Genomic DNA, 13,836 nt, shown 5'->3' with positions numbered 1-13,836 from the left:
TCAGCTGCTTGAACGATTCAACACTTTAACAATTGCGCTCAACTGTGCCAGTCTCACAAAGCAATGCTGTATCCCTTTTATTCCTAATTAAATCTTACAAGGATTGCTTCAATGTCCAATAAAGGCGAACTGCCGCTTGTGCTCTGGTACAACCAGCTTGGCATGAACGATGTGGATCGGGTGGGGGGCAAAAATGCCTCTCTGGGTGAAATGATTACTAACTTGTCGTCGTCAGGCGTGTCCGTGCCTAATGGTTTTGCGACAACCTCAGAAGCGTTCAACCTGTTTCTCGATCAGAGCGGCGTCAATCAGCGTATCTACGATCTGCTGGACAAGACCAATATTGATGATGTTGATGAACTGGCGAAAGCAGGTAAACAGATCCGCCAGTGGATAGTCGAAACGCCGTTTACGCCTGAGCTTGAGCAGGCGATCCACGATGCGTACAACCAGCTTTCCGCCGATGACGCCGAAGCGTCATTTGCCGTCCGCTCTTCTGCTACTGCAGAAGACATGCCGGATGCCTCCTTTGCCGGTCAGCAGGAAACCTTCCTTAACGTGCAGGGCTATGATGCCGTGCTGGTCGCCGTGAAGCACGTTTATGCCTCACTGTTTAACGACCGTGCAATCTCCTACCGCGTCCATCAGGGTTACGACCACCGTGGTGTGGCGCTGTCTGCCGGGGTGCAGCGCATGGTGCGCTCTGACCTCGCGTCATCCGGCGTGATGTTTACCATTGATACCGAATCTGGCTTCGACCAGGTGGTCTTTATCACCTCGGCGTTGGGCCTGGGCGAGATGGTGGTGCAGGGTGCTGTAAACCCCGATGAGTTCTATGTACACAAACCGACGCTGGCCGCCGGTCGTCCGTCAATTGTGCGCCGTAATATGGGATCGAAAAAAATCCGCATGGTGTATGCCAACTCGCAGGAACACGGTGAGCAGGTGAGAATAGAGGACGTGCCGGAAGCCGAGCGCGATCGTTTCTCCCTGACGGACAGCGAAGTCGAAGCGCTGGCCGCTCAGGCAGTGCAGATTGAGAAACACTACCAGCGTCCGATGGATATCGAGTGGGCGAAGGATGGTCACACCGGCAAGCTGTATATCGTTCAGGCACGTCCGGAGACCGTGCGTTCTAACGGTTCGGTCATGGAGCGCTATACCCTGCAGGGTAAAGGCAGCGTCGTGGTCGAGGGCCGCGCCATTGGTCACCGTATCGGCGCGGGTGAAGTTAAGGTGATTCACGATATCAGCGAAATGAACCGCATTGAGAAAGGTGACGTGCTGGTGACCGACATGACCGACCCGGACTGGGAACCGATCATGAAAAAAGCCTCTGCCATAGTCACCAACCGTGGCGGGCGGACCTGCCATGCGGCCATCATTGCCCGCGAGCTGGGTATTCCGGCCGTGGTGGGCTGTGGCAACGCGACCGACATTCTGAAAGACGGTCATAAAGTCACTGTCTCGTGCGCGGAGGGCGACACCGGCTACGTCTATGACGACCTGCTGGACTTCGACGTGAAGAGCTCGCAGGTTGATGAAATGCCGTCGCTGCCGCTGAAGATCATGATGAACGTCGGTAACCCTGACCGTGCTTTCGACTTTGCCTGCCTGCCGAATGAAGGTGTTGGTCTGGCGCGTCTGGAGTTCATTATCAACCGGATGATCGGGGTACACCCAAAAGCACTGCTGGAGTTCGACCAGCAGACCCCGGAATTGCAGCAGCAAATTCGCAGCATGATGAAAGGGTTTGATGACCCGATCGAGTTCTACATTGGTCGCCTGACCGAAGGGATTGCCACTCTTGGAGCGGCATTTTCGCCGAAGCGGGTAATTGTGCGTCTCTCTGACTTTAAAACCAACGAGTACGCCAATCTGGTCGGCGGCGAGCGTTACGAACCGGAAGAAGAGAACCCGATGCTCGGCTTCCGCGGGGCCGGACGTTACGTTGCTGACAGCTTCCGCGACTGTTTCGCGCTGGAGTGTGCGGCAGTGAAGCGCGTGCGCAACGAGATGGGCCTGACCAACGTGGAGATCATGGTGCCGTTTGTGCGTACCGTGGCGCAGGCAAAAGCGGTGGTGGAGGAGCTCGAGCGCCAGGGACTGAAGCGCGGTGAGAACGGATTGAAGATCATCATGATGTGCGAGATCCCGTCTAATGCCCTGCTGGCCGATGAGTTCCTGCAGTATTTTGACGGCTTCTCGATTGGGTCCAACGATATGACTCAGCTGGCGCTGGGCCTGGATCGCGATTCCGGCGTGGTCTCCGAACTGTTTGATGAGCGCAACGATGCGGTTAAAGCGCTGCTGTCGATGGCGATCCGCGCGGCGAAAAAGCAGGGTAAATACGTTGGTATCTGTGGTCAGGGGCCGTCAGATCATGAGGACTTTGCCGCGTGGCTGATGGAAGAGGGCATTGACAGCCTGTCGCTGAACCCGGATACCGTGGTGCAGACCTGGCTGAGTCTGGCTGAACTGAAGAAGTAAACTCAAGGGGCTAGCGGTGGGTCAGACATGCCGCGCCTTTAGTTATGCAACAGGATAATCGCTTAGCGATTATCCTTTTTTTCGTCAATTTCAGACAAAAAAAAGCCCATCACAGGGGATGGGCAAAGACTACACACAGCAATTCTGTTACTCAGGGAAATAGATTGTTTAGAAATCGTGGGGTTGATTTCAAAGCTGGTATCAATACTATGCAACCGCGTTCCTGGAGTCTTTAAGAATCCTCTTATTAGTTTAAAAGTCATAATACTTTACCGCCGGAAAGACGTTTTTCGGGCAAAAAAGGTGAGCAAAATACCACCATTTTTGTTGGGCAGACGCTGAAACGCGTAAAATTTGCCTTTAAGTCATAAATAAACTTAATGAGAATGATGCTGGAGCGAAGGAAAATATTCCGGATACTAATGTTTGCAGCCAGCAGGCTGGCTGCAAAAGGAGGGGAAACTACGCTTTAGGCTGGTGCGATTCTGCTTCGATTTCTGCCAGTTCCTCTACCACCGCCAGCGGGTCTTCATCCGGTGCCGGCGCTTCATGAACCCAGACGGACACCAGGCGATAGGAAACTGCCAGCACCACCGGGCCAATGAACAGACCAATCATCCCAAAGGCGATCAGGCCGCCGATGACCCCGGAGAGGATTAAAATCAGCGGCAGGTCGGCGCCCATGCGGATGAGCATCGGGCGCAAAACGTTGTCCAGCGTGCCGACCACGCAGCTCCACACCAGCAGCACGGTGCCCCAGGTGGTATCACCGCTCCAGTAAAGCCAGATAATTGCCGGTACCAGCACAAGCAAGGGACCCAGCTGTACCAGGCAGGAGAAAATCATCAGTACTGTCAGAATAGCGGCATAAGGAATTCCGGAGATTGCCAGCCCGATCCCGCCCAGCACTCCCTGAACCAGGGCCGTGACCACTACCCCCAGCGCCACGGCACGAATCGCCTGACCGGCCAGCAGCACTGCGGCATCGCCGCGACGCGACGCCAGACGGAAGGCGAAGTGACGAATGCCCTGACCGACCTGCTCACCGCGCCAGTACAACAGCACGCTGAACAGCAGCATCAGGCCGATATGGATCATAAAGCGGCCAAAATGACCGGCCTGGGCGAAGAAGAACCCGGTGGTGCGACCAATATAAGGCTGTAGCTGAGCAATCAGTGCAGATGCCCCGCCCGCCACCAGATGGTGATAAGCCGAGTAGAGTTTTCTGCCAACCAGCGGAATACTGCGCAGCCAGTGTAAATCCGGCAGCTGGATATGGCCGGAGCTGAGCCAGGCAATCAGCGGTGCGCTGTTTTCGATCAGGCTGTTAACCAGCAGGGCGATAGGGATGATGAACACCAGAATGAGCAGCAGCGTCATGACCAGCACGGCCAGACCGCGCCGCCCCCACAGCCACTCCTGAAATTTAATCATCAGCGGCCAGGTGGCGATCACCACCATGCTGGCCCAGGCAAACCCGAGAATGAAGGGTTGAACCACCCAAAAACACGCAACAATCGTGAGGCTGATAAACAGCAGCAAAAACACAATTTGCGGTAAATCCCAACTTTTTTGCGCGTTCTTCATTAATTAACAGTGACCTCAGGTAACATGCGATTGCTCTCTTAACCTCCGGGCCGGCGTAGGGGTTACGCTGACCAGGATGTTTTCATCATGATGTATGAATTGATTTCGCGACAGAAGCAACAGGTTATTCTTTTGCTTCGGTTTTTGAAATAACGGCAGGTCATAAAAAAATGTGATAAAACGGATAACTGCGCAATCTGAGCAACGCAAACGATTCACATAACTTTTTGGTCACCCGATAATGATCCCACAGATTTCCCAGGCACCCGGCATTGTGCCGCTGGTGCTGAGTTTTTTGGATGCCTTAAAACAGGATGGTTTTGCCGGAGATACGGCGACCAGCTATGCCGACCGCCTGACGATGTCCACCGACAACAGCATCTATCAGCTGTTGCCTGATGCGGTGATTTTTCCCCGCTCCACGGCAGATGTGGCACTGATCGCCCGACTGGCCGCTGACCCACGCTTCACTTCTCTGGTCTTCACCCCGCGCGGCGGCGGCACCGGCACGAACGGGCAGTCGCTGAACCAGGGCATTGTGGTTGATCTGTCGCGCCATATGACGCGCATTCTCGATATTAATGTCGAAGAAGGTTGGGTCAAAGTTGAAGCTGGCGTAATCAAAGATCAGCTCAATGCTTACCTGAAACCTTTTGGCTATTTTTTCTCCCCGGAACTGTCCACCAGCAACCGCGCCACCCTGGGTGGGATGATCAACACAGATGCGTCCGGTCAGGGTTCACTGGTCTACGGAAAAACCTCCGATCACGTGCTGGGGCTGAAAGCGGTGCTGCTCGGTGGAGAGGTGCTGGACACCCAGGCTATGCCGGTCAGTGAGGCGGAACAGCGGGCAGCAGTGCCCGGCGCAGTAGGGGATATCTATCGCGTGGTGCTGGAGCGCTGCCGTGAACAGCGTGAGCTGATTGTTGATAAATTCCCTAAACTTAACCGCTTCCTGACCGGTTACGATCTGCGCCATGTGTTGAGTGATGACCTGCAACAGTTCGATCTGACGCGCATTTTATGTGGTGCCGAGGGCACACTGGCGTTTATCGCGGAGGCGACGCTGGATATCACCCCAATCCCGAAAGTGCGGCGGCTGGTGAATATCAAGTATGACTCGTTCGATTCCGCGCTGCGTAACGCGCCGTTTATGGTGGAAGCGAAAGCCCTGTCGGTGGAAACCGTTGACTCGAAAGTGCTTAACCTGGCGCGGGAGGATATTGTCTGGCACTCGGTCAGCGAGCTGATTACAGACGTTCCGGATAAAGAGATGCTCGGCCTGAATATGGTCGAATTCGCCGGTAATGACAAACCGCTGATCGACGGCCAGGTGGATGCCCTCTGCCAGCGCCTGGATAGTTTAATGGCGCAGCGGCAGGGTGGGGTGATTGGCTACCAGCTGTGCGACGATGTGGCGGGCATTGAGCGCATTTACGGCATGCGTAAAAAAGCAGTGGGGCTGCTGGGTAATGCCAAAGGGCGCGCCAAGCCGATCCCGTTTGTCGAGGACACCTGTGTACCGCCGCACAACCTCGCCGACTATATTGTCGAGTTTCGCGCGCTGCTTGACGGCCACAACCTCAGCTACGGTATGTTTGGCCACGTTGATGCCGGGGTACTGCACGTGCGTCCCGCCCTGGATATGTGTGACCCGCAGCAGGAGATGCTGATGAAACAGATCTCCGATGAAGTGGTCGCGCTGACGGCCCGCTACGGTGGGCTGCTGTGGGGCGAGCATGGTAAAGGCTTCCGCGCCGAATACAGCCCCGCGTTCTTCGGCGAGGTGTTGTATAACGAGCTGCGGCGGATTAAAGCCGCCTTTGACCCTGCTAACCGCCTCAATCCGGGAAAAATTTGCGCACCGATCGGCGTGGATGACCCGATGCTGCAGGTCGATGCGGTGAAGCGCGGGACCTACGATCGTCAGATCCCGGTTAACGTGAGTACCGACTGGCGCGGAGCCATGGAGTGTAACGGCAACGGCCTGTGCTTTAACTTTGATGTGAAAAGCCCGATGTGTCCGTCGATGAAGATCACCAGTAACCGCATGCACTCGCCCAAAGGTCGGGCCACCCTGACCCGTGAATGGCTGCGCCTGCTGGCGGAGCAGGGCGTTGATCCGCTGGTGCTGGAGCAGCAGCTTCCTGCCAGAGGCATCAGCCTGCGCGGTATGATCGAGCGCACCCGCAACAGCTGGCAGGCCAGGCGCGGTCAGTATGATTTTTCGCATGAAGTGAAAGAGGCGATGTCCGGCTGTCTGGCCTGCAAAGCCTGTTCGACCCAGTGCCCGATAAAAATCGACGTGCCGGGCTTCCGCTCGCGCTTCCTGCAGCTGTATCACACACGCTACCTGCGCCCCGCCAGTGATTATCTGGTGGCGACGGTGGAAAGCTATGCCCCGCTGATGGCGAAGGCGCCGAAAACCTTTAACTTCTTCCTGCGCCAGCCGTGGGTGAAGTCCCTCAGCAAGCAGCATATCGGCATGGTGGACCTGCCGCTGCTGTCTTCACCGACGCTGAAACAACAGCTGGCAGGGCACCGGGCGCTGGCCACGACGCTGGAAGATCTGGAACAGATGAGCGCAGAGCTGCGGGCGCAGTGCGTGCTGGTGGTGCAGGACCCGTTCACCAGCTACTACGAAGCGCAGCTGGTGACCGACTTTGTGCAGCTGATTGAAAAGCTCGGCTTTACGGCGGTGGTACTGCCGTTTTCACCCAACGGTAAGGCGCAGCATATTAAAGGTTTCCTGCAGCAGTTTGCGCGCACCGCGCAGAAAACGGCGGATTTCCTCAGCCGCGTGGCGGGGCTGAATATACCGCTGGTGGGGGTCGATCCGGCGCTGGTGCTCTGCTATCGCGACGAATATCATCAGGTGCTGGGCGCTAAACGCGGTGATTTCCATGTGCAGCTGGTCCATGAATGGTTGCAGACAGCGCTGGCGTCACGCGAGATACCACCGCTCTCTCAGGCAGAATCCTGGTATCTGTTCGGCCACTGTACGGAGGTCACCGCGCTGCCGGGTTCAACCAGACAGTGGGAAACCATTTTTGCCCGTTTCGGCGCGAAGCTGGAAAATGTCAGCGTCGGCTGCTGCGGTATGGCCGGTACCTACGGGCATGAGGCCAAAAATCTGGAGAATTCGCTGGGGATCTATGCGCTGTCCTGGCAGCAGGCCCTGCAAAACCTGCCGCGTCAGCGCTGTCTGGCGACCGGCTATTCCTGCCGCAGTCAGGTCAAGCGTATTGAAGGTAGCGGTATACGCCATCCTCTGCAGGCTCTACTGGAGATCGTGTAATGGCAATCTGGCAGCGTGAAGCCACGCTTGAGCAGTTAAACCTGCGCAGTAAAGAGACCATGGTGGACCATATCGGCATCCGTTTCACCGCGCTGGCGGAGGACTACATTGAAGCCGTAATGCCGGTTGACCGGCGTACCCGCCAGCCGTTTGGTCTGCTGCACGGCGGCGCATCGGTGGTGCTGGCCGAAACGCTGGGGTCGATGGCAGGCTATCTGTGTACGGAGGGTGAACAGCAGGTTGTCGGGCTGGAGATCAATGCGAACCATCTGCGTTCGGCGCGTGAAGGAGAAGTGCGGGGCATCTGCCGTGCGGTTCATATCGGGCGGCGGCATCAGGTATGGCAAATAGAAATTTTCGACGACCATAACCGCCTGTGCTGTACGTCCCGCCTCACCACCGCCGTGATTTAGCCGATAACCCCGTATTTTACGGGGTTTTTCGCATCAGCGGCACGCGGTATAATGCTCCAGGTTCACATTATCCACGACGCGTGCCTGACGAATTCGCTTTGCAGCAGGGCCGCTTTATCCCATTCGCCGTTGAGCGCCAGCTGGTGACACAGGCGACTGAGAGAGTGGCGTGCCAGCTGCCAGGCCTGCATCCGGTAGAGACGCTCGCGTGAGGTGTTGCTCAGTTCCACCACCAGTCGATGATGCAGTTTTCCCATGGCGTGCAGATAGCTCCGATCGTCGCCGTTTAACTGACAGAGTTCAGCCATATCCAGGCAGGTGTCATTGAACTGACGCAGTTGTTCAATGGTGCACTCAGGCCGGTTTAATTTTGCCTGTGCCATGTAAAAATCGACGGTGATATCACGTATGGAAAAGGTGTATTCATCCATTTTATGTTGCAGCCACGCACTCACTGACACATTCATTACGGGTCCTGGTCACGTTAATGATAATCATTATCATATTATAACTGCGGCATTATTCAATCGTTGCGTAAGATTTTTTATTAATACGCGCCGCCTTTCAGAAAAATTGGTGATAACGATAATCGCGGCGTGGGGAATAGCTAGAATTGAATAAGCAACGCGTGGGTTTTAGATAACAAAATATAAACATCTTATTTTCAAACGTTTATCTTTTAAGGTGCCGCCATTTTCGGGCACTGAGCAAACTGTTTCACAGGGTCTAAACTTAGAAAAGCGCCTCTAAAAAGCACCTTTAGGCCTTTATCCCTGCAAAACAAGAGGTTGAAGTGATTCTGGTAATCACTAACATAGGGGCACTAGCCCGAAGGGCTATCGTATCGCGAGGTAAATTATGCAATCAGCAAATCCTGCCACTTTTTCTCCAGAAGACTTTATCTGGAAAGGGCTGACGCTCACCGACAGCGCAGCTAAGCAAATTATCAACCTGGCCGAAGGTGACCCTGAAATTAAGGGACTGAAGCTGGGAGTGAAGACCTCCGGCTGCGCCGGGTTTGGCTACACCATGGACATGGCGAAAGAAGCAGCGGCGGATGATTTGGTGTTTAGCCATAACGGCGCATCACTGTTCGTGCCTCTACAGGCGATGCCCTACATCGACGGAACAGAAGTCGATTTCGTGCGCGAAGGCCTGAACCAGATTTTCAAATTTAATAACCCTAAAGCTCAACACGCCTGCGGCTGTGGTGAGAGCTTTGGCGTTGAGTAAACCCTATGTCTCGTAATACTGATGCATCTGATGATGTACAGGTTTGGGAAGGCAGCCCTCAGAACTACAAAGAAGGCTTCTTTACCCAACTGCAAACCGAAGAGTTTGAGCACGGCATCAACGAAGATGTGGTGCGTGCGATTTCGGCCAAACGTAATGAACCTGAGTGGATGCTGGAGTTCCGCCTGAAGGCTTTCGCCGCGTGGCTGGAAATGGAAGAGCCGCACTGGCTGAAAGCCAACTACAAAAAGCTGGATTATCAGGATTACAGCTACTACTCCGCGCCATCCTGCGGCAGCTGCGATGACAGCTGCGCCTCCGAACCGGGTGCCACTCAGGCCTCGGGCACGGAAGCACCCAACTATCTGACGCAGGAAGTCGAAGACGCGTTTAAACAGCTGGGTGTGCCGGTGCGTGAAGGTCAGGAAGTGGCCGTCGATGCCATCTTTGACTCCGTATCGGTATCAACCACCTATCGCGATAAGCTGGCGAAAGAGGGGATTATTTTCTGCTCTTTCGGTGAAGCTATTCATGAACACCCGGAACTGGTTCAACAGTATCTGGGTACGGTGGTTCCGGCCAACGACAATTTCTTCGCGGCCCTCAATTCCGCCGTGGCCTCTGACGGGACGTTTGTCTACATCCCGAAAGGCGTACGTTGCCCGATGGAGCTGTCCACCTATTTCCGCATTAACGCGGCCAAGACCGGCCAGTTCGAGCGTACTATCCTCATTGCTGATGAAGGCAGTTATGTCAGCTACATCGAGGGGTGTTCCGCGCCGGTGCGTGATACCTACCAGCTGCACGCTGCGGTGGTAGAGGTCATCATCCATAAAGATGCGGAAGTGAAATACTCTACGGTGCAGAACTGGTTCTCCGGCGGTGATTCAGAAGGCGGCATCCTCAACTTCGTGACCAAGCGCGCGCTGTGCGAAGGCGAGAACAGCAAGATGTCCTGGACGCAGTCTGAAACCGGATCGGCGATCACCTGGAAGTATCCAAGTGTGATCCTGCGCGGTGATAACTCCATTGGTGAGTTCTTCTCCGTGGCTCTGACCAGCGGACGCCAGCAGGCAGATACCGGCACCAAGATGATCCACATTGGTAAAAACACCAAGTCGACCATCATCTCGAAAGGGATTTCCGCCGGTACCAGCCAGAATACCTATCGCGGTCTGGTCAAAATCATGCCCACCGCGACCAATGCCCGTAACTTTACCCAGTGTGACTCGATGCTGATTGGTGCCGAGTGTGGCGCGCACACCTTCCCGTACGTGGAGGTGCGCAACAACACCGCTCAGCTGGAGCACGAAGCGACCACCTCCCGCATTGGTGAAGATCAGCTGTTCTACTGTTTACAGCGAGGCATCAGCGAAGACGATGCGATTTCAATGATCGTGAACGGTTTCTGCAAAGATGTCTTCACCGAGCTGCCGCTGGAATTTGCCGTGGAAGCGCAGAAATTGCTGGCCATCAGCCTTGAACACAGCGTGGGCTAAACCGCGCACAGAATTGTTATGGTGCCGGAAAGCACCGCGAAGGAAACCTTATGTTAAGCATCAAAGATTTACAGGTAAGCGTTGAAGACAAAGCTATCCTGCGTGGGTTGAATCTTGAAATCAAACCAGGGGAAGTGCACGCCATCATGGGGCCAAATGGCTCAGGGAAAAGTACCCTTTCTGCCACGCTGGCAGGGCGTGAAGACTATGAAGTGACCGGCGGCTCCGTTGAGTTTAAAGGTAAAGACCTGCTGGAACTGGCCCCGGAAGATCGTGCCGGTGAAGGTATCTTCATGGCGTTCCAGTACCCGGTAGAGATTCCCGGCGTAAGTAATCAGTTCTTCCTGCAAACCTCGGTGAATGCGGTACGTAAATACCGCGAGCAGGAAGCGCTGGACCGTTTTGATTTTCAGGACTTTATCGAAGATAAAATCCAGATGCTGAAGATGCCTGAAGATCTGCTGACCCGCTCCGTCAACGTCGGTTTCTCCGGCGGTGAGAAAAAGCGTAATGACATTCTGCAGATGGCGGCGCTGGAGCCGGATCTGTGCATCCTCGATGAGACCGACTCCGGTCTGGATATTGATGCCCTGAAAATCGTCTCCGATGGCGTGAACAGCCTGCGCGACGGCAAGCGTTCATTCATCATCGTGACCCACTATCAGCGCATCCTTGATTATATCAAGCCAGACTTTGTCCACGTTCTGTATCAGGGCAAGATTGTGAAATCAGGTGATTTCTCACTGGTTAAACAACTGGAGGAGCAAGGCTATGGCTGGCTTACCGACCAGGAGTGAAAACGCGCTGCAACAGTGGCACCACCTGTTTGAAACCGCAGGTGAGCGCCGCTCGTTGCAGGCACAACAGCACTGGCAGCAGCTGCTGCGCGTAGGTCTGCCGACGCGTAAGCAGGAAAACTGGAAATATACCCCGCTGGATACCCTGCTGGCGCACCAGTTTGTTCTGCCTCAGCCCGCTGAGCTGAGCGCTGACGCCATTAACAACGTGGCGCTGGCGATTGACGCGGTGCGTCTGGTGTTTATTGACGGTCGCTTTGTTGCGGGCCTGAGCGACAGCGAGCATGACCTGTTTACCATTCAGGTGACGCAGGCCGCTGAACGTCGCGAACTGGAAGCACCAATCCAGCCGGAAGTCTTCCTGCATCTGACCGAAAGTCTGGCTGAAGAAGTGACCACCATTCAGCTGGCGCGTGGCAAAGCTGCAACCCGTCCGCTGTATCTGCTTCACATCAGCAGCGGCAGTGCGACCGGAGAGATGAATACCTCGCACTACCGTCATCATCTGCAGCTGGAAGAAGCGGCGGAAGCCACGGTCATTGAGCACTACATTACGCTGAATGGCGCGCCGCATTTCACCGGCGCCCGCTTTACCGCTGATGTCGGCAACAATGCCGCGCTGACCCACTACAATCTCTGCTTCGAAGATCAGAGCAGCTATCACTTCTCGCACAACGACCTGACGCTGGGCCGTGACGTGCGCGTGCAGAGCCACAGCTTCCTGCTGGGTGCCGGTCTGACCCGTCACAACACCAGCAGCAAACTGGAAGGTGAGGGCAGCGATCTGGTCATCAACAGCCTGATGTTGCCGCTGGACAAGGAAATCTGTGACAGCCGCACCTATCTTGAGCACAACAAGGGTTACTGCCAGAGCCGCCAGCTGCACAAAACCATTGTGCGCGACCGCGCCCGTGCGGTGTTCAACGGCCATATCAAAGTGGCGAAATATGCCCTGAAGACCGACGGACAGATGAGCAACAACAATCTGCTGCTCGGCCGCCTGGCGGAAGTGGACACCAAGCCTCAGCTCGAAATCTATGCAGATGATGTGAAGTGCGGACACGGTGCCACTATTGGGCGCATTGATGAAGAGCAGATGTTCTACCTGCGCTCGCGCGGTATCGACGCAGCGGCAGCTCAGCGCATGATCATTTATGCCTTTGCCGCCGAGCTGACGGAAGCGATTAGCGACGAGACGCTGAAAGAAGCGGTGATGCAGCGCATCGCCCAGCGTTTTCCCGGAGGCCTGCAATGAGTTTTGACCTGGCCCGCGTTCGGGCGGAGTTCCCGCTGCTGGCGCGTGAGGTCAATGGGCAACCGCTGGCCTATCTCGACAGCGCGGCCAGCGCGCAAAAGCCGCAGGCGGTGATTGACGCGGAAAGTCGTTTCTACGAGCACGGCTATGCGGCCGTGCATCGTGGTATTCACACGTTAAGTGCTGAAGCAACCACCGAAATGGAAAATGTGCGCGTTCAGGCCGCACAGTTCATCAATGCAGCGTCGGCGGAAGAGATTGTCTTCGTCAAAGGCACCACCGAGGCGATCAACCTGGTCGCTAACAGCTGGGGTGGCAGTCAGCTGCAGCCGGGTGACAACATCATCATCACGGAGATGGAGCACCACGCTAACATCGTGCCGTGGCAGATGGTGGCAGAACGTACCGGGGCAGAGGTACGTTTTATTCCTCTTACCGACGAAGGCGAGCTGGATCTCACACGACTACCTGCGCTGCTCGACAGCCGTACCCGCCTGCTGGCCGTTACCCAGGTGTCCAACGTGCTGGGAACGGAAAACCCCGTCAAAGCGCTGGTAGCACAGGCCAGAGCGGCCGGGGTGGTGACGCTGATCGACGGGGCGCAGGCCGTGATGCATCACCAGGTCGATGTGCAGGATCTGGACTGTGACTTCTACGTGTTCTCCGGGCACAAACTGTACGGGCCGACCGGCATTGGCATCCTGTATGGCCGTAAGGCTCTGCTGGACCAGATGCCGCCGTGGGAAGGGGGTGGGGCGATGATCTCCACCGTCAGCCTGACGCAGGGGACCACCTATGCGGCGGCGCCGTGGCGCTTTGAGGCGGGTTCACCGAATACCGGGGCGATTATCGGACTGGGGGCGGCCATCAAATGGGTGACCGACCTGGGGCTGGATGTGATTGCACAGCGTGAACAGCAGCTGATGCGCTATGCGCTGGATAAACTGGCCGCGGTACCGGATCTGGTGATTTACGGTCCGCAGCAGCGCGCTGGCGTAATTGCCTTTAACCTGGGCAAACACCATGCGTTTGATGTCGGCAGCTTCCTTGACCAGTATGGTATCGCCATTCGTACCGGGCACCACTGTGCGATGCCGCTGATGCAGCGCTATCAGGTGCCGGCGATGTGTCGCGCTTCGTTTGTTCTGTATAATAGCGAAGAAGAAGCCGACCGCCTGGCGGCCGGGTTAATCCGTATTCACCGTTTGCTGGGTTAAGTTTCAACCCACAGCGACCCGCAGGGGCGAGGCATGCCTCGCCCTTT

At 55.8% G+C, this 13,836-nt stretch carries 10 protein-coding genes and 1 other RNA gene; 8 read left to right on the top strand and 3 right to left on the bottom strand.

Features of this window, described 5'->3' with window-relative positions; genetic code table 11:
- Nucleotides 1-111 precede the first annotated feature (111 nt).
- On the top strand, nt 112-2,490 hold the full coding sequence (gene ppsA / locus ABEH87_RS04845) for a phosphoenolpyruvate synthase (protein WP_346574382.1): 2,379 nt from the start codon (nt 112-114) through the stop codon (nt 2,488-2,490).
- Nucleotides 2,491-2,584: 94 nt separating this feature from the next.
- Here ppsA and rprA read toward each other — a convergent pair.
- Together rprA and ydiK are read right to left on the bottom strand one after the other, a co-directional pair.
- Nucleotides 2,585-2,690, bottom strand: an RNA gene (gene rprA, locus ABEH87_RS04840) — antisense sRNA RprA.
- Nucleotides 2,691-2,952: 262 nt separating this feature from the next.
- On the bottom strand, nt 2,953-4,077 hold the full coding sequence (gene ydiK / locus ABEH87_RS04835) for an AI-2E family transporter YdiK (protein ID WP_346574381.1): 1,125 nt from the start codon (nt 4,075-4,077) through the stop codon (nt 2,953-2,955).
- 241 nt (nt 4,078-4,318) lie between these two features.
- Here ydiK and ABEH87_RS04830 point away from each other — a divergent pair, with 241 nt between their 5' ends.
- Nucleotides 4,319-7,375, top strand: coding sequence for an FAD-binding and (Fe-S)-binding domain-containing protein (locus ABEH87_RS04830; RefSeq protein ID WP_346574379.1), 3,057 nt, complete (start codon nt 4,319-4,321; stop codon nt 7,373-7,375).
- Nucleotides 7,375-7,788 (top strand): hotdog fold thioesterase, encoded by a 414-nt coding sequence (locus ABEH87_RS04825; protein WP_346574377.1) that lies wholly within the window; start codon nt 7,375-7,377, stop codon nt 7,786-7,788. The genes ABEH87_RS04830 and ABEH87_RS04825 overlap by 1 nt, the downstream gene beginning before the upstream one ends.
- Before the next feature lie 62 nt (nt 7,789-7,850).
- Here the strand turns inward: ABEH87_RS04825 and ABEH87_RS04820 are convergent, their stop codons facing one another.
- Nucleotides 7,851-8,255 carry a hypothetical protein gene (locus ABEH87_RS04820; protein WP_346574375.1) on the bottom strand — a complete coding sequence of 135 codons (405 nt, stop codon included), beginning with the start codon at nt 8,253-8,255 and terminating at the stop codon, nt 7,851-7,853.
- A 391-nt stretch (nt 8,256-8,646) separates the two neighbouring features.
- Between ABEH87_RS04820 and sufA the strand changes: the two genes are divergently transcribed.
- Genes sufA through sufS form a run of 5 tightly spaced genes read left to right on the top strand, consistent with a single transcriptional unit; the run spans nt 8,647 to nt 13,789 of the window.
- Nucleotides 8,647-9,021: a Fe-S cluster assembly scaffold SufA gene (sufA, locus tag ABEH87_RS04815; RefSeq protein ID WP_346574373.1), complete on the top strand. Its 375-nt coding sequence runs from the start codon at nt 8,647-8,649 to the stop codon at nt 9,019-9,021.
- Between the two features lie 5 nt (nt 9,022-9,026).
- Complete coding sequence (gene sufB / locus ABEH87_RS04810; RefSeq protein WP_346574371.1) at nt 9,027-10,520, top strand: Fe-S cluster assembly protein SufB; 1,494 nt, start codon at nt 9,027-9,029, stop codon at nt 10,518-10,520.
- Nucleotides 10,521-10,570: 50 nt separating this feature from the next.
- Nucleotides 10,571-11,317, top strand: a complete 747-nt coding sequence (gene sufC, locus ABEH87_RS04805; protein ID WP_346574369.1) for a Fe-S cluster assembly ATPase SufC — start codon at nt 10,571-10,573, stop codon at nt 11,315-11,317.
- On the top strand, nt 11,292-12,572 hold the full coding sequence (gene sufD / locus ABEH87_RS04800) for a Fe-S cluster assembly protein SufD (RefSeq protein ID WP_346574367.1): 1,281 nt from the start codon (nt 11,292-11,294) through the stop codon (nt 12,570-12,572). Before sufC ends, sufD begins: the two co-directional genes overlap by 26 nt.
- Entirely contained in the window at nt 12,569-13,789 is a 1,221-nt protein-coding gene (sufS, locus tag ABEH87_RS04795) for a cysteine desulfurase SufS (RefSeq protein WP_346574365.1), read from the top strand. The genes sufD and sufS overlap by 4 nt, the downstream gene beginning before the upstream one ends.
- Nucleotides 13,790-13,836: the final 47 nt, after the last annotated feature.

Source organism: Erwinia sp. Eh17-17, from assembly GCF_039675725.1.
Lineage (GTDB): Bacteria > Pseudomonadota > Gammaproteobacteria > Enterobacterales > Enterobacteriaceae > Erwinia.
This window is presented reverse-complemented; position numbering and strand designations above follow the sequence as displayed.

Coding starts and splice junctions, on each gene's coding strand:
- ppsA (WP_346574382.1), top strand. CDS start 112: ATGTCCAATAAAGGCGAACTGCCGCTTGTGCTCTGGTACAACCAGCTT.
- ydiK (WP_346574381.1), bottom strand. CDS start 4,077: ATGAAGAACGCGCAAAAAAGTTGGGATTTACCGCAAATTGTGTTTTTG.
- ABEH87_RS04830 (WP_346574379.1), top strand. CDS start 4,319: ATGATCCCACAGATTTCCCAGGCACCCGGCATTGTGCCGCTGGTGCTG.
- ABEH87_RS04825 (WP_346574377.1), top strand. CDS start 7,375: ATGGCAATCTGGCAGCGTGAAGCCACGCTTGAGCAGTTAAACCTGCGC.
- ABEH87_RS04820 (WP_346574375.1), bottom strand. CDS start 8,255: ATGAATGTGTCAGTGAGTGCGTGGCTGCAACATAAAATGGATGAATAC.
- sufA (WP_346574373.1), top strand. CDS start 8,647: ATGCAATCAGCAAATCCTGCCACTTTTTCTCCAGAAGACTTTATCTGG.
- sufB (WP_346574371.1), top strand. CDS start 9,027: ATGTCTCGTAATACTGATGCATCTGATGATGTACAGGTTTGGGAAGGC.
- sufC (WP_346574369.1), top strand. CDS start 10,571: ATGTTAAGCATCAAAGATTTACAGGTAAGCGTTGAAGACAAAGCTATC.
- sufD (WP_346574367.1), top strand. CDS start 11,292: ATGGCTGGCTTACCGACCAGGAGTGAAAACGCGCTGCAACAGTGGCAC.
- sufS (WP_346574365.1), top strand. CDS start 12,569: ATGAGTTTTGACCTGGCCCGCGTTCGGGCGGAGTTCCCGCTGCTGGCG.